The sequence below is a fragment of the Brachybacterium massiliense genome (genome assembly GCF_900184245.1).
Lineage (GTDB): Bacteria > Actinomycetota > Actinomycetes > Actinomycetales > Dermabacteraceae > Brachybacterium > Brachybacterium massiliense.
The window spans coordinates 18,655-40,127 of sequence record NZ_FXXB01000008.1; the positions used below are offsets into that span (position 1 = coordinate 18,655).

General features: G+C 73.5%; 17 protein-coding genes and 1 pseudogene. 12 read left to right on the top strand and 6 right to left on the bottom strand.

Features of this window, described 5'->3' with window-relative positions; all coding sequences use genetic code 11:
• Positions 1–4 precede the first annotated feature (4 nt).
• The 10 genes and pseudogenes from BN4251_RS10055 (at position 5) to BN4251_RS10095 (ending at position 11,076) form a co-directional block, all read left to right on the top strand.
• Positions 5–949: an NAD kinase gene (locus BN4251_RS10055; RefSeq protein ID WP_087484999.1), complete on the top strand. Its 945-nt coding sequence runs from the start codon at positions 5–7 to the stop codon at positions 947–949.
• Positions 950–966: 17 nt separating this feature from the next.
• A complete protein-coding gene (gene recN / locus BN4251_RS10060; RefSeq protein WP_087485000.1) occupies positions 967–2,715 on the top strand; it encodes a DNA repair protein RecN in 1,749 nt (582 codons plus the stop codon).
• The gene (gene steA / locus BN4251_RS10065) at positions 2,712–3,887 is read left to right on the top strand and encodes a putative cytokinetic ring protein SteA (protein ID WP_087485001.1); all 1,176 of its coding nucleotides are present in this window, start codon (positions 2,712–2,714) and stop codon (positions 3,885–3,887) included. Before recN ends, steA begins: the two co-directional genes overlap by 4 nt.
• A 15-nt stretch (positions 3,888–3,902) precedes the next feature.
• Positions 3,903–4,955, top strand: coding sequence for a copper transporter (locus BN4251_RS10070; protein ID WP_087485002.1), 1,053 nt, complete (start codon positions 3,903–3,905; stop codon positions 4,953–4,955).
• The gene (locus BN4251_RS10075; protein ID WP_087485003.1) at positions 4,952–5,761 is read left to right on the top strand and encodes a hypothetical protein; all 810 of its coding nucleotides are present in this window, start codon (positions 4,952–4,954) and stop codon (positions 5,759–5,761) included. Before BN4251_RS10070 ends, BN4251_RS10075 begins: the two co-directional genes overlap by 4 nt.
• Positions 5,758–7,527: a murein biosynthesis integral membrane protein MurJ gene (gene murJ, locus BN4251_RS10080; protein ID WP_087485004.1), complete on the top strand. Its 1,770-nt coding sequence runs from the start codon at positions 5,758–5,760 to the stop codon at positions 7,525–7,527. The genes BN4251_RS10075 and murJ overlap by 4 nt, the downstream gene beginning before the upstream one ends.
• A 5-nt stretch (positions 7,528–7,532) precedes the next feature.
• Positions 7,533–7,907 (top strand): annotated as a pseudogene (locus tag BN4251_RS18715) (glycosyltransferase); the annotation flags it as partial.
• Positions 7,908–8,046: 139 nt separating this feature from the next.
• Entirely contained in the window at positions 8,047–8,586 is a 540-nt protein-coding gene (locus BN4251_RS18720) for a glycosyltransferase (protein WP_245810288.1), read from the top strand.
• Positions 8,587–8,654: 68 nt separating this feature from the next.
• Positions 8,655–10,400 (top strand): CTP synthase, encoded by a 1,746-nt coding sequence (locus tag BN4251_RS10090; RefSeq protein WP_245810414.1) that lies wholly within the window; start codon positions 8,655–8,657, stop codon positions 10,398–10,400.
• A gap of 4 nt (positions 10,401–10,404) precedes the next feature.
• A complete protein-coding gene (locus BN4251_RS10095) occupies positions 10,405–11,076 on the top strand; it encodes an NUDIX domain-containing protein (RefSeq protein WP_087485006.1) in 672 nt (223 codons plus the stop codon).
• Positions 11,077–11,158: 82 nt separating this feature from the next.
• Here BN4251_RS10095 and BN4251_RS10100 read toward each other — a convergent pair whose 3' ends face one another.
• The 3 genes from BN4251_RS10100 to msrB form a co-directional block, all read right to left on the bottom strand.
• Positions 11,159–12,358 (bottom strand): ribonuclease D, encoded by a 1,200-nt coding sequence (locus BN4251_RS10100; RefSeq protein WP_087485007.1) that lies wholly within the window; start codon positions 12,356–12,358, stop codon positions 11,159–11,161.
• Positions 12,355–13,101: a DUF3000 family protein gene (locus tag BN4251_RS10105; RefSeq protein ID WP_087485008.1), complete on the bottom strand. Its 747-nt coding sequence runs from the start codon at positions 13,099–13,101 to the stop codon at positions 12,355–12,357. Before BN4251_RS10105 ends, BN4251_RS10100 begins: the two co-directional genes overlap by 4 nt.
• Before the next feature lie 69 nt (positions 13,102–13,170).
• Complete coding sequence (gene msrB / locus BN4251_RS10110; RefSeq protein ID WP_087485009.1) at positions 13,171–13,638, bottom strand: peptide-methionine (R)-S-oxide reductase MsrB; 468 nt, start codon at positions 13,636–13,638, stop codon at positions 13,171–13,173.
• 124 nt (positions 13,639–13,762) lie between these two features.
• Between msrB and BN4251_RS10115 the strand changes: the two genes are divergently transcribed.
• Positions 13,763–15,118, top strand: coding sequence for an alpha/beta hydrolase family protein (locus BN4251_RS10115; RefSeq protein ID WP_087485010.1), 1,356 nt, complete (start codon positions 13,763–13,765; stop codon positions 15,116–15,118).
• A 33-nt stretch (positions 15,119–15,151) separates the two neighbouring features.
• Here the strand turns inward: BN4251_RS10115 and BN4251_RS10120 are convergent, their stop codons facing one another.
• Positions 15,152–15,952 (bottom strand): dihydrofolate reductase family protein, encoded by an 801-nt coding sequence (locus BN4251_RS10120; RefSeq protein WP_245810289.1) that lies wholly within the window; start codon positions 15,950–15,952, stop codon positions 15,152–15,154.
• Between the two features lie 57 nt (positions 15,953–16,009).
• On the opposite strand from BN4251_RS10120, the gene zapE reads away from it, so the two are divergent.
• Positions 16,010–17,083, top strand: coding sequence for a cell division protein ZapE (zapE, locus tag BN4251_RS10125; RefSeq protein ID WP_087485011.1), 1,074 nt, complete (start codon positions 16,010–16,012; stop codon positions 17,081–17,083).
• Between the two features lie 9 nt (positions 17,084–17,092).
• Here zapE and treZ read toward each other — a convergent pair whose 3' ends face one another.
• Both treZ and treY read right to left on the bottom strand, forming a co-directional pair.
• A complete protein-coding gene (gene treZ / locus BN4251_RS10130) occupies positions 17,093–18,895 on the bottom strand; it encodes a malto-oligosyltrehalose trehalohydrolase (RefSeq protein ID WP_087485012.1) in 1,803 nt (600 codons plus the stop codon).
• On the bottom strand, positions 18,892–21,471 hold the full coding sequence (gene treY / locus BN4251_RS10135; protein WP_087485013.1) for a malto-oligosyltrehalose synthase: 2,580 nt from the start codon (positions 21,469–21,471) through the stop codon (positions 18,892–18,894). The genes treZ and treY overlap by 4 nt, the downstream gene beginning before the upstream one ends.
• Positions 21,472–21,473: the final 2 nt, after the last annotated feature.

Sequence of the window (21,473 nt, forward strand, 5' to 3'; positions counted from 1 at the left end):
CAGGATGCGACGGTTCCTCCTGTACGTCCACACCGGCCGTCGCGCCGCGCTGAGGGCGACCCTCTCGGTGCTCGAGGAGCTGCGCCTGCGCGGCGTCCGCGCGATCGTCGTGGACCAGCAGGTCGAGGAGATCCTCGCCCTGCCCGAGGACGTGGCCCCGCCCAAGCTGCTGACCTTCCTCACCAACGGCGCGGTCGACGTGCTCGACGCGGTCTCCGCGGCGGACTCGGTCGAGCTGGGGATCGTGCTCGGCGGAGACGGCACCATCCTGCGTGCCCTCGAGGCGGTGCGCGATGCGGACATCCCCGTGCACGGCGTGAACCTCGGCCACGTCGGCTTCCTCGCCGAGAGCGAGGTCGAGGACCTCTCGATCACCGTGGCCCGCCTGCTGGACGGCGACTACGACATCGAGAAGCGCTCCACCCTGGACATCTCGGTGCTGGATGCGGACGATGCGACCGTCTCCCAGCACTGGGCGCTGAACGAGGCCTCCCTCGAGAAGGCCGACCGCCAGAAGATGATCAACGTCGCGATCGAGATCGATGGGCGCCCCGTCTCCTCCTTCGGGGCCGACGGCGTGCTGCTGTCCACCTCGACCGGCTCGACCGCCTACGCCTTCAGCGCCGGGGGACCGGTGATCTGGCCCGAGGTCGACGCGATGATGCTGATCCCGCTCGCCGCTCACGCGCTGTTCGCCCGCCCGCTGGTGCTGGGACGCTCCTCCGAGGCGGCGATCGAGATGACCCTCGACAACCGCGAGGACGGCATCCTCACCCTCGACGGCCGCCGCACCGAGGACATCACCGCCGGGATGCGCATCGAGGCACGCCTCTCCGACCGCTCCGTGCGCCTGGCGCGCCTCGCACCGACCCCCTTCGCTGATCGTCTGGTCGAGAAGTTCCAGCTCCCGGTGGTGGGCTGGCGCGGCCGCAGCCCCCGCACCCGCTGACGGCAGGAGGCACCACCATGCTGTCCACCCTGCGCATCCGCCATATCGGCGTGATCGACGACGCCCTGCTCGAGTTCGGTCCCGGCTTCACCGCCCTGACCGGTGAGACCGGCGCCGGCAAGACGATGATCGTCACCGGCCTGACCATGCTGCTGGGAGGCCGGCTCGATCGCGGCCGCACCCGCGATTCCAGCACGGTCGACGGCACCCTCTCCCTCACCGGGCATACCGAGCTCGCCTCTGCCCTGGACGAGCTCGGCGCCGACGAGGACGACGGCGAGGTGCTCGTGGTGCGCCGCGTCACCCGCGACGGGCGCTCGCGCGCGCAGATCGGCGGCGTCCCCGTCCCCATCGGCACCCTGGCCCGCCTGGTCGGCACCGCCGTGACCGTCCACGGCCAGTCCGATCAGCAGCGGCTGCGGGACCCCGAGGCGCAGCGCGAGGCGCTGGACCGCTTCGCGGTCGCGGAGATCGGACCGCTGCTCGAGCGTCACCGCACCCTGTGGCGCGAGCGCTCCGCCCTCGCCGAGCGCCTCACCGAGCTCGACGGCCTGCTCAGCGAGAGGGACCGCCACGGCACCGCCCTGCGCGAGGCCCTCGAACGGCTTGAGCAGTCCGACCCCCAGGAGGGCGAGGACGAGCAGCTGCGCGCGGAGATCGAGCGCCTGGGCAACGCCGAGGAGCTGCGCGAGGCCGCCGCCCAGGCCGCGCTCGCGCTCGTGGGCGATGACGACGGACCGGCCGCCGGCCCTCTGGTGGCCCTCGCCGTCGAGACCCTCGGCCGGGCCGCCCGCACCGACACCACCCTCACCCCGCTGGTCGAACGGCTGGACGCGGTGCGCCTGGAGCTCTCGGACGTGTCCGCGGAGGTCTCCCGCTACGCCGACGGTATCGATGGCTCGCCCGGGCGGATCGAGGAGGCCAACGAGCGCCTCCACGAGCTGACCCTGCTGGTGCGCGACCTCGGCGGCCTGCTGGCCGGACCCGACGGGCCCGCCGAGGACATCACCACGCTGCTGGACACCTCCCGCACCGCCGCCATCGCCCTGGACCGCTTCGAGGGCGCCGAGCAGGAGCGCGCCGAGACCGCCGAGCGCCTGAGCGCGCTCGAGGGGCAGCTGGACGAGGTCGCCGGCGAGCTCAGCGCCGCCCGGGAGTCCGCGGCCTCCGCGCTCTCCGACGCCGTGCAGGAGGAGCTGCGCCACCTGGAGATGCCCGATGCGGACATCCGAGTGGACGTCACCGCCCAGACGCACCGCTCCCACGGGAAGGACGCTGTGGCCATCCTGATGGCGCCCCACCCCGGCGCCGATCATCTCCCCGTCGGGCAGGCCGCTTCCGGCGGCGAGCTCTCGCGCGTGATGCTCGCGCTCGAGGTGGCCCTGTCCTCCTCCCGCAGCGACCGCAGCGCCGCCCCCGTGTTCGTGTTCGACGAGATCGACGCCGGCATCGGCGGGCGCGCCGCGCTCGCCGTCGGCCAGCGCCTGGCCCGCCTGGCCCGGCACGCCCAGGTCATCGTGGTCACCCACCTGCCACAGGTCGCCGCGCACGCCGGCACCCACCTGCAGATCGTGAAGTCCAGCGCCGAGGGCACCACCAGCTCCACGGTCGAGAACCTCGACCGCCCGGCCCGTATCCGGGAGCTGGCCCGGATGCTCGCCGGGGATGACGCCTCCGACGTCGCGCTCGCCCACGCCGAGGAGCTCCTGGACGAGGCCCGCGCCTCGGCCGCCCCGCCCGAACCGGCCTCCCGAGCGCACCGATGAACGCCCTGAGCACCGTGACCGGCACCGCCCGTCTCGGCAAGCGCACCAAGGACCTCACCAAGCGCCTGCAGCCCGGTGACATCGCGATCATCGACCACGAGGACATCGACCGCGTCGCCGCCGAGGCGCTCGTGGAGCGCGCTCCCGCCGCGGTGCTCAACGTCTCCGCCTCCACCTCCGGCCGCTACCCCAATGCAGGCCCGCAGATCCTGGTCGACGCCGGGATCGTGCTGGTCGACGCACTGGGGGAGTCCGTCTTCGAGGGCGTGCGCGACGGGGAGCCGCTCACCGTGGACGGCGCCGAGGTGCTGATCGAGGACACCGTGATCGCCCGCGGCACCCTCCAGGACCCGCAGAGCGTCGAGGCCTCCCTCGAGCGCGCCCGCGAGGGACTGTCCGAGCAGCTCGAGCTGTTCGCGCAGAACACCATGGAGTACATGCTGCGCGAGCGGGATCTGCTGCTGGACGGCATCGGCGCACCCGAGGTGCGCACCCGGATGGACGGCCGCCCGGTGCTGATCGTGGTGCGCGGCTACCACTACAAGGAGGACCTGGCGACCCTCAAGCCGTTCCTGCGCGAGAACCGGCCGATCATCATCGGCGTGGACGGCGGCGCCGATGCGGTGATCGAGGCGGGCTTCCACCCGGACATGATCATCGGGGACATGGACTCGGTCTCGGACCGCGCGCTGCGCAGCGGCTCCGAGCTCGTGGTCCACGCCTACCGCGACGGCCGCGCCCCCGGCATGGAGCGCCTCGCCGAGCTCGGCCTGGAGAAGGAGGCGATCTCGTTCCCGGCCTCCGGCACCAGCGAGGACATCGCTATGCTGCTGGCTGACGAGAAGGGCGCCTCGGTGATCGTGGCCGTGGGCACCCACGGCACCCTCGAGGAGTTCCTCGACAAGGGACGCGCCGGGATGAGCTCGACCTTCCTGACCCGCCTGCGCATCGGGTCGAAGCTGGTGGACGCCAAGGGCGTCTCCCGCCTGTACCGTCAGAGGATCTCCACCTTCCAGCTGGTGCTGCTCGCACTGGCGGGACTGGCCGCCCTGGCCGTCGCCCTGTGGGCGACGCCCGGCGGGCAGGCGCTGGTCCAGATCCTCGGCGCCCGCCTGGATGGGATCCTGTCCTGGTTCACCTTGCTGTTCTCACCCCGGGCCACCGGGTCGTAGGAGGGTCTCGACCCCGTGATCGATTTCCGATACCACCTCGTCTCGCTGATCTCCGTGTTCCTGGCACTGGCCGTGGGCATCGTGCTCGGCGCCGGACCGCTGCGCGAGAACCTCGGCGACCAGCTCGCCGGCCAGGTCGAGCAGCTGCGCACCGAGCAGGAGCAGCTGCGCGGCGAGAAGGAGGAGCTCTCGGCGAGGAACGACCAGCTGTCCACCTTCGTGGCCGAGCTCGGCCCGGAGCTCGTCGAGGGCACCCTCGAGGGACGTCGCATCGTGGTGCTCACCGATGACAGCTCCACCCGGCCCGGCGTCGAGCGCATCCTCGAGCTGCTGACCGACGCGGGCGTGGAATCGTCGGCACGGATCGACCTGCTGCCCGCGCTGTGGGCACCGGACACCGCCGAGGCCCGCTCCCAGGCCGTCCAGGAGATCCGAGGCATCGCCCCGGTGGTGCTGCCGGCGGGCCCGGAGGATCAGCTGACCGACTCCGAGCGGCTCTCCGCCGTCGTCCCGGCGCTGCTGCACCGCGAGGCCGACGACGGCCTGACCCCCGAGCTGCGCTCCCAGGTGTGGCAGGTGCTCATCGACCACCAGCTGGTCAGCGTGGACGGCCCGGCCCCCTCCCCGGTGGACGGCGTGATCTACGCCAGCGCCGCCCCGGAGGAGCTCGCCGACGAGAACGAGGACGAGCTCGTCGCCACCGAGCGCGCCCAGGCCCTGCTCGCCTCCCAGACCAGCCTGCTCGGCGTGCTCGACGGCACCCACCTGCCCGCGGTGGTCTCCGCCGCGACCCCCCGGAACGACGCCTCCACCGGCGTGCTGCGCACCGTGCGCGGTGACGGCGGCTTCGAGGCGCTCTCGACCACCGACCGTCTCCAGGAGCCCGACGGGCCGCTGCTGTCCGTCCTCGCGCTGATCGAGCAGACCCGCGGCGGCTCCGGCGCTTACGGCACCACGGGCGATGCCGAGCAGCGGCTGCCCGCACTGCCCGAGACCGAGAGCCTGAACGACCAGATGCCGGACCTCGAGGGCGTGCCGCAGCCCTCCGACGGCGGGGGAGAAGGATGAGCGGCGCACTGCGCGCCGAGCTGCGACGCACCAACTTCTCCGGCCGCAGCGTCAGCCTCGCCGAAGGCGCGCTCGTGGTCGCCGGGACCGTGGCCCTCGCCGCCCGCACCGGCAGAGCCTCGGAGACCCTGACGCTCGCCGGGATCGGCGCGCTGGGACTGGTCGACGACCTGCTCGAGCCCCGTCAGCGCCGCGCCGGCCTCCCCGTCTCCAAGGGGCTGCGCGGCCATCTCGGAGCGCTGCGCGGCGGGCGCCTTACCACCGGCGCGGCCAAGGCGCTCGGCATCCCGCTGCTCTGCCTCGCCGGCGCCGCCGCCGGGCCCGCGCCCCGCGGCGGCGCGATGGTGCTCGCCGACGCCGCCCTGGTGGCCGGGAGCGCGAACCTCGCGAACCTGCTGGACCTGCGGCCCGGCCGCGCTCTCAAGGCGGTGCTGCCGTCGGCGGCCCTGCTGATGCTGGCCCGCCCCGCGACGCCCCGCGCCGAGACCGGCCACCGCCTGGCGCAGGCCGCGCTGCTGCCGGGGCTGGTCGCCCTGCCCGCCGATCTGCGCGAGCGCGGGATGCTCGGCGACGCCGGCGCGAACGTGCTCGGGGCCGCCGTCGGCACCGCCGCGACGCGCCTGCTGCCCGCACCCGCCCGGATCGGCCTGCTGGGCGGCGTGGTCGCGCTCACCCTCGCGAGCGAGAAGGTCAGCTTCAGCGCCGTCATCGAGCGAACCCCGGCCCTGCGCGCCCTGGACCGGCTCGGGCGCCGCCCTGCCCCGACCGCGCCGCCGCGCACGGCCTCCGAGGGGGAGGGACGATGAGCCGCCTCCCTGCCGGAGAGGCGCAGGCCGCTCAGCGCCGCCGCGGCGGAATCGCCCGCTCCGTGCTGCGCGGCGCCGGGATCATCCTGCTGGTGACCGTGTTCGCCCGGATCGCCGGGTTCGTGCGCTACCTGGTGTTCGGCGCGAGCGTCGGCGCAGGGGACGTGGGCACCGCCTACACCACCACCAACATGCTCCCCAACGTGCTCTTCGAGGTCGCCGCCGGGGGCGTGCTCGCCGCCGTGGTGGTGCCCCTCATCGCCGGGCTCGTCCCGGAGGGGGATCCCGACGACCACGTCGTCTCCGAGGAGACGCTCGACCCGCGCCAGGTCGAGGACCTGCGCACCCCGACGGCCGCCCCCGGCACGGCCGACGGCGCCGCGCTCGCTGACCGGATCATCTCGGTGCTGCTGACCTGGACGCTGCTGGGCACCGGGCTGCTCGCGGTGCTGGTGATCGCCCTCGCCTCCCCGCTGTCCCAGCTGCTGCTGGCCGCCGAGAATCCCGGCACCGCCGGCGTGCCGCTCGGCGCCACGCTGCTGCGCATCTTCGCCCTCCAGCTGCCGCTGTACGGGCTGTCCGTCGTGCTGGCCGCCTACCTGCAGGCCCGCAAGCGCTTCCTCTGGCCCGCGATGATGCCGCTGCTGTCCTCGCTGACCGTGATGATCGCCTATCGCGTCTACGCCCACCTGGTGCCGCCCGTCGCGACCGCCACCACCATCGAGCAGTCCGCCGTGTGGTGGCTGGGCTGGGGCACCACGGGCGGTGTGGCGATGATGGTGCTGCCGGTGCTGATCGTCTCCCTGCGCTCGGGACTGCGCCTGCGCCCGGCGCTGCGGATGCCGGCCGGCTACGGCCGCCGCGCCCTCGCCCTGGGAGGAGCCGGTCTGGGTGCCGTGGGCGCCCAGCAGGCCGTGCTCGCCCTGGTGATGGTGCTGGCGATGCGCGCCGGCGGCGTGGGCACCCTGCCGGTGTTCCAGTACGCGCAGGCCCTGTACCTGCTGCCCTACGCGGTGCTGGTGGTGCCGCTGGTGACCTCGGTGTTCCCGCACCTGTCCGAGCTGCGACTGGTGGGGGACCGCTCCGGGTTCGCGAAGATCGCCGCGGCATCGGTGCGCACCGTCATGGCCGTGTCCGTGGTGGGCGCCTCGATGCTGCTGGCCGCCGGGCCCGCCCTCGAGCAGTTCTTCCGCCAGATCGACCGCTCGGGCGCCAGCGGCGTCGGCTCCACCACCGCGGGCCTCGCGCTCGGCCTGGTGGGCTTCGCCGTGGCCACCCAGTGCACCCGCATCCTCGCCGCCGCGCTGCGGGCCCGTGACGCGCTGCTCGTCGGCTCCGTGGGCTGGCTGATCGCCGGCGTGGTGATCCTGATCACCGTACTGCCCAGCCCCGAGCGCTCCTCCGCGGAGGCCTCCACGGCCTTCGGCCTGTCGATGGCGGTGGGCATGGCGCTGGCCGGCCTGGTGGGCCTGTCGCGGATCGCGGACGTGCTCGAGCCCGGGGGCCACCTGGGCGCGGTGCGACGCACCGCCCTGTTCGTCCCCCTCGCCCTGCTGGGGGGCGGAGTCCCGGGGCTGCTGCTGGGACGCCAGCTCACCACCGCCGACCTGGGCGAGGTGGGCTCCGTGCTGGTCGGGATCCTCTGCGGCCTGGTCGCCGCCGTGCTCTCGACCGCGCTGATGGCCGCGGCGGACCCCGAGCTGACCCGCCGGGCGGTGCGCAGGCTGCGCGCCGGACGCTACGGAGTGGTGAGGTCCGTGCCGTGAGCGTGGTGCTCGTGCGCCCCGCCGCGAGCGGCGGGCTGGCCGCGCACGTCGACCACGAGCTCGCGCTGCTCACCGCTGCGGGATGGGAGGTCGCCGAGGCCCCGGTGCGGATCCGCGAGCGACCCGATCCGCTCGAGGACCTGCGCACCGTGCGCACCCTGCGCCGGATGCTCGCCACCGCCCTCGAGCCCGTCACCCTCCACGCCCATGGGCTGCGCGCCGGGGCGCTCGCCGCCGCCGCGATGCCCGGCCACGGCAGGCACCGCCTGGTGGTCACCCTCCACAACCGCACCGTCGGCTCCCGCGCCACCCGCGCCGTGGGCGCGGTGCTGCTGCGCGTGCTGGCCCGCGGCGCCGATGCCGTCCTCGCCGTCTCCCCGGATCTCGCCGAGGCGGCGCGCGCGGCCGGCGCCCGCGAGGTGCACCACGCGATCATCCCCGCGCCCGCCCACGACACGCCCGCCCAGGACGCCGCTGTCGCGCCCCCGCGGCACGTGGACGATCGCGCCCCCGCGGCACGTGGACGATCCCGCCCTCCTCGAGGCGCTCGTGATCGCCCGTCTCGCCCCGCAGAAGGGCCTGCACGACCTCCTGGACGCCGCCGCGCTGCTCGGCACCTCCGCCGGTGTGCGGATCCGTGTCGCGGGCGACGGACCCCTGCACGAGGAGCTCGCCCGGCGGGTGCGCGACGAGCGGCTGCCCGTGGAGCTGCTGGGCCGGCGAGAGGACGTCCCCGCCCTGCTGGCCGCCAGCGACCTGGTGGTCTCCGCCGCGCACTGGGAGGGACAGCCCGTCTCCCTGCAGGAGGCGCTGCGCGCCGGCCGGGCGATCGTGGCGACCGATGCGGGGGGCACCCGCTGGGTCACCGGCGACGCCGCCCACCTGCTCCCCGTGGGCGATCCCGCCGCGCTGGCCGCCGCGATCACCGCGCTGCGCGATCCCGCAGCGCGCCACGCCGCGGAGCAGGCCTCGTTGCGCCGGGCATCCGCCCTGCCCACAGCCCCGGAACTGCTCGCACAGCTCGATGAGGTGCTCGCCCCCGCGGCCCACCGGTGGTAGGTTGACAATCCGTGGCAGATACCAACGCGAGCACCTCGTCCCCGACCGGCACCGGCACCCTCCCTCGGATCGGGGCGGCCGCAGCGGCCAAGCCCTTCCGGAACCCAGGCACCACCAAGCACATCTTCGTCACCGGCGGAGTCGTCTCGAGCCTGGGCAAGGGGCTGACAGCATCCTCGCTGGGCATGCTCCTGCGCAGCCGCGGACTGCGCGTGACGATGCAGAAGCTGGACCCGTACCTCAACGTGGACCCGGGCACCATGGACCCCTTCCAGCACGGCGAGGTGTTCGTCACCGAGGACGGCGCGGAGACCGATCTCGACATCGGCCATTACGAGCGCTTCCTCGACGAGGACCTCAGCGCCCGCGCGAACGTCACCACCGGCCAGGTGTACGCGGGCGTGATCGCCCGCGAGCGGCGCGGCGAGTACCTCGGCGACACCGTGCAGGTGATCCCGCACATCACCGACGCGATCAAGGAGTCGATGCGCTCCCAGGCCGGTGAGGACATCGATGTGATCATCACCGAGATCGGCGGGACCGTGGGCGATATCGAGTCCCAGCCGTTCCTCGAGGCCGCGCGCCAGGTGCGCCAGGACGTGGGCCGCGAGAACGTGTTCTTCGTGCACGTCTCCCTGGTGCCCTTCATCGGCCCCTCCCAGGAGCTGAAGACCAAGCCCACCCAGCACTCCGTCGCCGCGCTGCGCTCGATCGGCATCCAGCCCGATGCGATCGTGCTGCGCAGCGACCGCGAGCTGCCCGCCTCGGTGAAGTCGAAGATCTCCTCGATGTGCGATGTGGACCTCGATGCGGTGGTCACCTGCGCCGACGCCCCCTCGATCTACGAGATCCCGCTGGTGCTGCACGGCGAGGGCCTCGACGCCTACGTGATCCGTCGCCTGGACCTGCTCAGCCACGATGTGGACTGGACCCAGTGGGAGGAGCTGCTGCGCCGCGTGCGCCGCCCCGCCTACCGGGTCGAGGTCGCGGTGGTGGGCAAGTATGTGGACCTGCCCGACGCCTACCTCTCCGTCACCGAGGCGCTGCGCGCCGGCGGCTTCCACCACAGTGCCGCGGTGACGCTGCGCTGGGTCGAGGCGGACCTGTGCGCGAGCGAGGACGGCGCCGCCGAGCAGCTGCGCGACGTCGACGCGATCGTGGTGCCCGGCGGGTTCGGGGTGCGCGGCGTCGACGGGAAGATCGGCGCGCTGCGCCACGCGCGCCTCCACCGGATCCCCACCCTGGGGCTCTGCCTCGGGATGCAGTCGATGGTGATCGAGTATGCCCGCCACGAGCTCGGACTCGCCGAGGCGCACTCGACCGAGTTCGATCCCGCGACCGCCCACCCGGTGATCGCGACCATGGCCGAGCAGGAGCAGATCGTGGGCGGGCAGGGCGACCTGGGCGGCACCATGCGGCTCGGCTCCTACGATCACCTCCTCGCCGAGGGCTCCCTCGCGGCCGACGTCTACGGCACCACCCGGGTCTCCGAGCGCCACCGTCACCGCTACGAGGTCAACGGCGCCTACCGCGAGCAGCTCGCCCGCGCCGGGATGCGCATCTCCGGCACCTCCCAGCTCGAGGACGGCCACAGCCTGATCGAGTTCGTCGAGCTCGATCCCGCGGTGCATCCCTTCTATCTCGGCACCCAGGCTCACCCCGAGCTGAAGTCCCGCCCCACTCGCGCCCACCCCCTGTTCGCCGGGCTGATCGGCACGGCCGTCGAGCTGCAGAAGGCGACCCGCCTGCTCGAGGTCACGCCCGATGCCGCCGACACCGCAGCGGCCGCTGAGCCCCCTGCCCTCCAGGACTGATCCGATGACCCAGCACTCCGCCCCCTGGGAGCATGCCCAGGCAGGACCCTCCCTGCGGGACCTCCCGGGGCAGCGCCCCGTCGCCGCCCGCACCGTCCTGCACGAGGGGATGGTGTGGGACCTGGTCCGCGACACCGTCGACTTCGCCGAGGGCGTGCGCTTCGACCGCGAGTACGTCTGGCACACCGGCGCGGTGGCCGTGCTCGCGGTGGACGATGCGGACCGGGTGCTGATGATCCGTCAGTACCGCCACCCCGTGGGCCACAGCCTGTGGGAGATCCCCGCAGGCCTGCTCGATCTGGACGGCGAGGCCCCGCACCTGGCCGCGGCCCGCGAGCTCGCCGAGGAGACCGGGTACGTGCCCGAGCGGATGCAGACCCTCCTGGACCTGCGCCCCAGCCCGGGCGGGCTGGATGAGGTGATCCGCGTGTACCTCGCCTCCGGGGTGCGCGCCAGCGACGAGGAGTTCGAGCGCACCGATGAGGAGGCCGAGCTGGTCCCGCACTGGGTGCCGCTCGCGGACGCGGTCACCGCGGTGCTCGAAGGACGGATCACCAACGGCACCACCGTCTCGGCGCTGCTGGCGCTACAGGCTGTGCGCAGCGGGGGAGCGCCGGCGCAGGAGCGGCTGCGGGCGGCCGACGCACCGTTCATGGCGCGGCCCGGACGGGACTGAACCCGCCCTGTTCGGGACGTGACCGCCCCGGGTCGGGGCGAGCCCTCCCGGGGCGGTTCTGACCGCGCCGGGCCGGGTGGGGTCAGGCCTGCTCGGTGAGGGCCCGGTGGATCACCGGGGCGCTCTGCTCCACCTGCCAGGGGCGAGCACCGAGCTCGCTCAGCTGCTCGCCGATCACCGGCTCCGCAGGGGCCTGCTCGTGCTCCCACACCCAGCGGCGCAGCAGCGCCGGCTGCAGCAGGTTCTCCGGTGGCATCTCCAGATCCTCCGCCCGCTCCCCGACGGCGGTGCGCACCAGCTGGTAGCGCTCGGCGACCTCGGGATACTTCTTGGACCACAGCTTGTGCGGCGGCGGATAGGATCGCTCGCTGCGCTCGGGCAGATGCGCGTCCGGCAGCTCGATCCCGGACCGGGCCGCCTGCCACCACATGTCCTTGCGGCGCATTTTCGCCGGCAGCGCCCGGTCGAAGGCCTCCCGGCCGCGGGGCGCCTCCTTCGCGGCGGCGACGATGTCACGATCCTTGATCACACGGTGCGGGGACAGATCCTCGGCGCTCGCGATCTCATCGCGGCGGGTCCACATCTCCCGTGCGGCGGCGAGCTGGCGGGTGGAGCGCAGCGCGCCCAGCCCGTGCAGGCCGCGCCAGCTCGAGGAGCGGGTGGGTCCGTGCTCGCGGGTGCGCTCGTGCTCGAACTCCTGCCGGGCCCAGTCCTCCTTGCCGGCCTCCCGCAGCCGTTCGAGGAGCACGTCGCGCACCTCGACCAGCACCTCGACATCGAGCGCCGCGTAGCTGAGCCACCCCTCGGGCAGCGGGCGGCGCGACCAGTCCGCCGCGGAGTGCTCCTTGGCCAGGCGCAGCCCCAGGGTGTCCTCGACGACCGCACCGAGCCCCACCCGGTCCATGCCCAGCAGCCGCGCGGCCAGCTCGGTGTCGAACAGGGCACCGGGGTGCAGCCCCAGCTGCGCGAGGCTCGGCAGGTCCTGCCCCGCGGCGTGCAGCACCCACTCCCGCTCGCCCAGCAGCGTGGCCAGGCTCCCCGGCATCGGGAAGGCCAGCGGGTCGATCAGCGCGGTGCCCGCCGCCTCGGTGCGCAGCTGCACCAGGTAGGCGCGGGAGCTGTAGCGATAGCTGGAGGCGCGCTCGGCATCGACCGCGACGGGCTCGTCCGGGGCGGAGGCCGCTGCCTCGCACCAGGCCAGCAGCGGCTGGAGCCGATCGAACACAGCGACCAGCCCGTCCCGGGGCGCTGCGAGGTCGGTGATCTCGGGCGAATCCGTCACCGGGCCTCACCGGCGCTCTCGGTGCGCGGGGCCCTGGCACGGTGGGTGGGCGCGATAGGTGCGATCCGCGGCGGGGCCGGGGGCAGGCCGCCCGCGGCCGCGAGCATCGCCGTCCAGGCCGCGAAGTGGGGACCCAGATCGATCTCCGGCGCCTCGTCGGAGCGAACCGGGAGCTGGCCGGGGGCGAGAGCGCCCGTCGTCGCATGCGCCCCGGGATGCGCCGACGGCTCGGAGGCCTGTGACGACACGGACGGCTCCGGTGGCTCGGGTGTCTCCGGCGGCTCAGGTGTCCACGAGACCCGCATCTCGACGTCCACGGTCGAGGGACGCGAGGCGAGCGCGCCGTAGGACTGGGAGACCACACGGGTCGCGGTGCAGCCCAGCTCCCGGGCCTCGGCCCCGTGCAGCTCGAGCGACTCGGTGACCCAGGACCAGGCCACATCGCCGAGCATCGACTCGATCGCGAACTCGGCCTCGAGCTGCGCCTGGACCAGCGCGACCATCCGGTACGTGCCATCCCACGACTCCTGCCCGGCAGGATCGTGCAGGATCACCAGGCGCCCCGAGGCGAGCTCGTCCTCGTGCACCACGATCTCCCCGGTGCAGGCCCAGGTCGAGGGCGCCATGCGGGAGGGCGCGGGAATGGTGCGCCAGGTGAACTCCTGGCGCTGCGGAGTGCGGGTCATGGCATCGACGGCGGCACGGAAGGTGTCGTCGCCGGAGCGGATTCGATGGACGGACACGCAGGGAGGCTATCGGCGCACCGAGCGCGCACCCGTCAGGCGCGCCGAGGAGGCCCCGAGGGGCCGGTCTCAGCGCCCGGGGGCGTCCTGCGCGGGGGCATCCTGCGCGGGGGCGTCGTCGCTGTGGACCAGGCTGATCGAGTTGATGCAGTAGCGCTGGTCGGTCGGGGTGGGGAAGCCCTCGCCCTCGAACACGTGGCCCAGGTGCGAGCCGCAGGCCGCGCAGCGCACCTCGATGCGCCGCATCCCCAGCGAGGTATCCTCGAGCAGCTCGACCGCGTCCGAGTCCGTCGGCGCGTAGAAGGCGGGCCAGCCGCAGTGCGCATCGAACTGGGTGGAGGCGGTGAAGAGCTCGGCGCCGCATCCCTTGCACGCGTACGTGCCGGCAGGGCGCACCTCCTCGTACTCTCCGGTCCCGGGACGCTCGGTGCCGCCCTGTCGCAGCACCTGGTACTCGGCGGGGGAGAGGCGCTCGCGCCACTCGAGATCGCTGATGGTCAGGGGGTAGGGACGGGAACCGATGGGGTCGGTGGACATCAGGGAGCCTCCGATTCTGCGACGCCTCCCGGCGCCGCTCGTGCGAACGGACCAGCCGCTCGTCAGGTGAGGGAGAACGAGCTGTTCACAGGCTCGATCCTATCGCGCCACTAGGATGGACGGCATGACGCGTGACTCCTCCCGGACCCGCTCGGAACGCTCTCTCCAGCGCCGCACCTTCCCCCGCCCTCACCGACCTGACCAGGCCCGTTGGCCCGAGGTGGCGGTGTACGGAGCCCTCGGCGCGGCGTCCATGTTCGCGCTCAGCGGAGGGCTGCTGACCGTGGGCGCACGGGTGATGGCGCGCCTGCCGCTGGTGCCGCGGGAGAGCGTGCGCGGCCGGCCCGACGTCACCGTGCGGGCGGTCCACGAGGACCGGGTCCACCTCGATGACAGCAAGGTCACCCGCCGCGGAGGTCTGCTGGCGCTGCGCCAGGCGGGCGGTGCGGTGCACGTGCGCCTGGGACCGGTGCAGGGACGCCCCACCCCGACCACGGTCTCGCGCCCCCTGCTGGCGGTGGACACCGATCAGCCGCTCGAGGTGGCCCGCGCCGCGAGCAACGGCTTCTTCTGGGCGGGCACGCCCGAGACGGCCCACGGGCTGCCCACCGAGGAGATCGAGGTCGACTCCCCGGTGGGACGGATGCCGGCCTGGCTGGTGCGCCCCGATCCCGCCGAGGGCTCCGCGGAGGGGGTCTCGGACACCTGGGCGATCCTCATCCACGGGCACGGTTCGGCCCGCGGCGAGGCGCTGCGGATCATCCCGCTGCTGCACCGGCTGGGACTGACCAGCCTCACGATCACCTACCGCAACGACGTCGGCGCCCCGGCCTCCGCGGATCGGATGCATCATCTCGGCTCGGCCGAATGGGAGGACACCGAGGCGGCGATCGACGAGGCGGTCGCGCGCGGCGCACGACGCATCGTGCTGGTGGGCTGGTCGATGGGCGGCGGCATCGCCCTGCGCACCTCGGTGCGCTCGAAGCATCGCGACCGCATCGCCGCGCTGGTGCTGGACTCCCCGGCCGTGGACTGGCAGGACATCCTGATCCATCACGCCACCTCGCTGCGCGCTCCGGCACCGATGCGCCGGCTCGCGCTGTGGATGATGACCTCCCAGTTCGGGGCCCGCATGGTGCGCCTGCACGAGCCTCTGGCCCTGCATGAGATGACTCCGGTGTACTACGCCGAGCATCTCGCCCATCCCACGCTGCTGTTCCATGCGCTGGACGACGAGACCGTCCCGCCCGAGCCGAGCCGGCAGATCGCCGCGATGCGCCCCGACCTCATCGAGTTCGAGCCCTTCGAGGGCGCCTCGCACACGCGCGAATGGAACCGCGACCCGGTCCGCTACGAGCGGATCCTGGCCGACTACCTGGTGCGGGTGCTCGATCTCGAGGCGCCCGAGGGGGGTCTCGAGGTGCCGGTGCGGGATCCCGCCGCCCGCGCGCTCGAGGGGTCCATCGGCCTGCGCCTCTGAGAGCTGCCCGCTCGCCGCGGTGCGCGGCCGGGCTCAGCGGCGCACGTGACGAGCGATGGTGGCGTGCTGGCCCACCACCAGCGAGGCCAGGGACCAGGACAGCTCATGGGCCTCGCCGCGCACCACCCGTGAGGAGTCGCCGCCCACGCTGCGGTGCGTGGTCGAGAAGCACAGCTCGTCCAGCAGACCCGCCGAGGCCAGGCGCCCCAGCGCCGAGGGTCCGCCCTCGGCCTGGATCGCGCGCAGCCCGCGCTCGGCCAGACCCCGCACCGCAGCCGCGGGCCCGTCGGCGATGATCACCTGCGCCTCGGGGACGCCTGCGCGCTCGGCGGCGAGGCGCGCCTCGCCCGGAGGGGTGATCAGGTACGTCGGCCAGTCGGGCTCGATCGTGGGCGGCAGCTCGCCGGTGCGCGACCAGATCGCCAGCGCCGGGCGCTGCGCGCCGCCGGGCCGCCGCGACGGGGTCAGCAGATCGGCGCGCCCCAGCGGCCGGCGGTAGTCCTCGGTGCGCACCGTCTCCGCGCCCACCAGGACCACGTCCGTCAGCGCGCGCAGCACGTCGAAGACGAAGGAGTCGTCGGGATTGCGCAGGGTGCCGCTGGTCCCGTCCGCCCCGACGATCGCCCCGTCGATGGTGGTGTTCATCATCGCCCGCACATGGGCCCCGCTCGGCGGCAGCTGGACGGCGTACACATCCGCGAGGAGCCGCGCGCCCTCGGCGTCGGCGGTCACGGGCAGCGGCGCGGGCAGCACCGCGCCCTCGCGCATCAGCAGGTGCACGGCGGACCTCCCGGTCGGGACGAGGAGCAGGATGTGGCCTCGATCATCGCGCACCGGCCCCTCCCGGGCGAACCGGCCGCCCCGGGGGCGCGGCCCCCTACACTGACCGGCGTGACCGATGCACTCTGCGACCGCCGGCCGGAACCCTCCCTCGAGCGTCTGCTCGCGGATCTGGTGCCCCCGCCCCGGTTCGCCGAGGCGCGGCTGGACAACTACGTCCCCGATCCCGCGCACCCCTCGCAGGAGGAGGCCAAGCAGCGGATCACCGAGTTCGCGGCCCAGCTCGGCAGGCCCCGCGGAGGGCTGCTGTCCCGGCTGCGCCGCCGCAGCGAGCCGGCGCGCGGCATCTACCTCGACGGCGGCTTCGGCGTGGGCAAGACCCACCTGCTCACCTCCCTCTTCCACGAGGTCGAGGGCAAGCGGGTGTACGGCACCTTCGTGGAGTACACCGACCTGGTGGGGGCGCTCGGCTTCCAGAAGGCCGTGGACCTGCTGGGGGAGTCGCAGCTGGTGTGCATCGACGAGTTCGAGCTCGACGACCCCGGCGACACGCTGCTGATGACCCGCCTGATCCGGGAGCTGTCCGACCGGGGCGTGGCGATCGTGGCGACCTCCAACACCCTGCCCGATGCGCTCGGCGAGGGGCGCTTCGCCGCCCAGGACTTCCTGCGCGAGATCCAGGCGATGGCCGAGCGCTTCCAGGTGCTGCGGATCGACGGCGAGGACTATCGCCGGCGCGACGGCGTCACGGAGATCGCGGCGCTGCCCGCCCCCGAGGTCCAGGCGCATGCCCAGACGATGCCGGACGCCACCCTGGACCGCTTCGATCCGCTGCTGAAGCATCTCGTGGCGGTCCACCCCTCCCGCTACGGCGCCCTGATCGACGAGGTCACCGCCGCGCACCTCACGGGCATGCACGGACTGACCCACCACCATGACGCGCTGCGCTTCGTGGTGCTCGTGGACCGTCTCTACGACCGCGAGGTGCCCATGCTGGTCTCCCTCGCCGCAGACGGCGAGAACGCCGCGCAGGACGGCTCCGGCGTGCTCGAGGACCTGTTCTCCCCGGAGCTGCTGCGCAGCGGGTACCGCAAGAAGTACCTGCGCTGCCTCTCCCGCCTCGCCTCGCTCGCGAACGACGGGCGCCTGCTGCTGCGCGCGGGAACGGCCGACGCCGCCTCCTGAGCGAGGCGCTCAGACGCTCGCCGCAGGGCGGAGCACCACCGCGCCGGGCCCCTCGAGACTTAGCCGCCCGTGCGCGCCCTGCGTGATCTCGCCGAACGACGCCAGCACCTGCTCGGCGCGCGGTCCCTCCCGCAGCGGGCCCGGCCCGCGATGGGCGAGCACGGCCAGGCCTCCGCGATGCAGCAGGACCGTCTCCTCGGCGAGCACCTCCACCCGGACGGCGCGAAGATCCCCGTCACGCAGGTCCGCCTCCGCGCGCCGCAGCGCGATCAGGGTGCGGTACCACTCGAGCATCCGCGCATGCTCGGCCCGCTCACGCTCGGACCAGCGCAGGATCGAGGACTCGAAGGTGGAGCGCTCCTGCGGGTCCGGGACTCTCTGCCCCCATCCCATCGCCGCGAACTCCTTCGCCCGCCCGGCGCTGACCAGCCGGCCCAGCTCCTCGTCATGATCGGTGAAGAACGCGAAGGGGGTCGATGCCGCCCACTCCTCGCCCTGGAACAGCATCGGCGTGCCCGGGCCCAGCAGGATCAGGGCGCTCGCGGCGGCGTGCTGTCCCGGCGCGAGGCCATGGTGGACCCGGTCCCCGGTGGCGCGGTTGCCCACCTGGTCGTGGTTCTGCAGGAAGGTCACGAAGGAGTGCGCGTCATAGTGCGCCGAAGCGGGATCCACCGGTGCGCCCCACACCTGCCCCCGGAAGGAGGAGTAGGTGCCCGCGTGCAAGAACACCTCCTCGAGCACGGCCCGGAGCACCTCGGCGCTGCCGAAGTCCCCGTAATAGCCCTCGCGCTCGCCGGTGATCCACGCATGCACGCCGTGGTGGACGTCGTCGGCCCACTGCATGTCCATCCCGAGACCGCCCGCCCGGGTGGGGGAGACGGTCGCGGGCTGGTTGCGGTCCGATTCCGCGATCAGGGTCAGCGGGCGCCCCACCTGGGCGCTCCACTGCGCGACGGCGTCGGAGAGCTCGGCCAGAAAAGGAGTCTCGGAGTCGTCGCGCAGCTCGTGCACCGCGTCCAGGCGCAGCCCGTCCAGGCCCAGATCCACGAGCCATTGGCGGGCGCTGCCCAGCAGGAAGTCGCGCACCTCGCGGGACCCGGGCTGATCGAGGTTCACCGCCGCGCCCCACGGCGTCTCATGCTCCGTGGTGAAGTACGGCCCGAAGCGGCTCAGGTAGTTCCCGTCGGGCCCCAGATGGTTGTGCACCACGTCCAGCAGCACCGCCAGGCCCCGCCGATGCGCGGCCTGCACGAAGCGTGCTAGACCGGCCGGCCCGCCGTAGGCGCTGTGGACGGCGTACAGCCCCACCCCGTCATAGCCCCAGCCGCGCTCGCCGGGGAAGGTCGCCACCGGCAGCAGCTCGATCGCGTCCACCCCGAGGTCGACCAGCTCGTCGAGCCGCTCGATCGCGGAGTCGAAAGTGCCGCCCCGGCCGTCCGGGCCGGGCGTGAACGTGCCGATGTGCAGCTCGTACAGCACGGCGCCGCGCAGAGAGCGTCCTGACCAGCCGGGCTCTTCGGCGAGCGCGCGCGGATCGGCCACCTCGCTCTCGCCGTGCACCCCGTCCGGCTGCGAGAGGGAGCGGGGATCGGGCAGCCACAGCTCCTCGTCATCGAGCCGGAAGGCGTAGCGGGCGCCCGGGCGGGCCGGGACGTCCGGCAGCTCGAACCAGCCGCCCTCCCCGGAGAGCATCTCGTGCACGGTCCCGTCCACGCGGATGCTCACGCGCCGGGCGGCCGGCGCCCACAGCGCGAAGCGCCCGTGGTCACGGGCCGACGGGCGCGGCGCGGAGGTCTGGGAGGGGCCGGTCATCGTCGCTCCTCGTCCGTGCCGAGGCGCACCAGGAGCGCCACCGGCCACTGCTCCAGCAGCTCGCTGAGCGGCACCTGACCGCCCGGCAGCTCCGTCCCGGTGAGCACATCGCGCCACCGCCCCTCGGGCAGGGCGATCCAGCTCTCGCCCCAGCCGCCGCGCTGGGCGAGCCCGTGCGCGAGGCGCGTGACCACCGTGACCACCTCGAGCTCTCCCTCTCCGCGCCCTCGCCCGAAGGCGAGGGCATGGCCTGTGGTGGTGGGCAGCGGGCGGTAGCTCGCCTCGCGCCCCTGGAACAGCTCGGGTCGCTCGCGCCGCAGCACCAGCGCGCGATGGGTGAGCCAGAGCTTCTCGTCGCCGATGCCGTCGGGTCCGGCGCCATCGATCATCCGGGCCAGCCGGTCCCGATGCGCGGCATGGTCCACGGGGCGGCGGTTGTCCGGATCCACCAGCGAGAGGTCGATCGTCTCGTTGCCCTGGTAGACGTCCGGCACGCCCGGCATCGTCAGCTGCACGAGCTTCTGCCCCAGGATCGCGCTGCGCTGCGCGGCGGCGGTGCGCCGCGTCCACCCCTCGAGGATGCCCGCGACCTCCTCGGAGGCGAGCGCGGCCCGGGCGAGGCCGAGCACCTGCTGCTCGTACTCCGCATCCTGCGCGGTCCAGCTGGTGTGGGTCTTCGCCTCGCGCATCGCCTTGAGCAGATACCCCTCGAGCCGCTCCGCGGTCAGGGGCGCGGCGCCCGAGCCGGGCAGCTCCCAGCAGCCGGCGAGGGTCTGCCACAGCAGCAGTTCGATCGCCCCGTCCACCCGGTCGCCGCGGTGCTCGGCGGTGGCCCGGTCGAGGTCCTGCACCACCAGCGCCCACGCGAGCGGCTGCTCGGTGAGCACGGCGAGCCTGGCCCGCACGTCCTCGCTGCGCTTGGTGTCATGGGTGGACAGCGTCGTCATCGAGTCCGGCCGCGTGCGCACCATCGTCAGGGCGTGATCGTGCAGCTGATCCGGCTCGACCCCGATCCGATCCGGATCCGCCCCCACCTCGTTGACCGCCAGGAAGCGGGTGTAGCGGTAGAACGCGGTGTCCTCGAGACCCTTGGCATGGACGGGCCCGCAGGTCTGCGCGAAGCGCACCACCACCTCGTCCCGCTCCGCGCTGCGGGTGCGGCCGGCGCTGCCCACCTCGTCCCCGCACACCAGGGCGACCACGATCTCGAGCGTGGAGACGACGTCCTCGTCCTCACCCAGGCGCACCCGTGCCCGGGCAGCGGCCTCCTCGATCACCTCCCGCTCCGCGCCGGGAGCCGGCTCGCCGGGCACGATGTAGGCGCGGTAGCGGTCCATCGATCCCAGCAGCGCGACCAGCGCGCGCTGGAGGTTGCGGCGCGTGGTGTCCCGCAGGCGGATGTCCTCCTGGCAGATGCGATGGAGCAGGGCGGTGAGCCGTTCGATCTCCGCCCAGAGGCTGGTGGAGATGATCTGGTCCGTGGACTCCGTCGCCACCTCCGCGAAGGGGCGCAGATCGCCGGTGCGGCGCTGCCACAGATGGGTCAGCCCGATCGCGCCGTACGGGTCATGGAACAGGCCGCCCACCCGCCACAGCGCGTCGTACCCGGTGGTGCCCGCGCACGGGAAGTCCCCGGGCAGCTGCTCCTCGCCCTCGAGGATCTTCTCCACCACGGTCCAGGCCCCGCCGGTGGCCTCCTCCAGATCGCGCAGATAGCCGCGCGGGTCGGCGAGGCCGTCCGGATGATCGATGCGGTAGCCGTCGATCACGCCCTCGCCCTGCAGCCTCAGCAGCGTCTCGTGCGTCGCGGAGAACACGTGAGGCAGCTCCACCTGGAGGCCCGCGAGCGTGTCCACGTCGAAGAAGCGCCGATAGTTCAGCTCCTCGTCCGAGACCTTCCAGTACGCCAGGCGGTACCACTGCCGATCCAGCAGGTCTGCCAGTCCCAGATGCTCGGTGCCCGCAGCCACGGGCAGCACATGGTCGTAGTAGCGCACCACCGTCTCGGTGACGCGGGTGCCGTCCTGCTGCGGGACCTCCTCACGGCCCACGGTGATCTCCCCGTCGGCCAGGACCGCGCCGATGGGCCGTCCCAGCACCGGCACCAGGATCGACAGCTCCGCGGAGGGGTCCAGATCGAACCAGTCGGCATATGGCGAGCCGGGGCCGTCCCGCAGCACCGACCACAGCGCGCGGTTGTGCCAGATCGGGGTGGGGATCGCCATGTGGTTGGGGACCACGTCCACGACCAGGCCCAGGCCGTGCGCGTGGGCGGTCTCCGCCAGGCGCCGCAGCGCGGCCTCACCCCCGATCTCCTCCCCGATCCGGGAATGATCGACCACGTCGTACCCGTGCATCGATCCCGGAGCGGCCTGGAGGACGGGCGAGCAGAACAGGTGCCCCGCCCCGAGCCGTGCGAGATAGGGGACCACCGCCGCGGCATCGTCGGCGGTGAAGCCCGCGTGCAGCTGGAGGCGGTAGGTCGAGGTCGGCACCGGGCGGATCACGGGAAGCGCGGCGGTGGTGGGGGAGTCGGGGCGTGCCGCCGGGCTCCGGCGGCCTTGATCGATGCTCACGG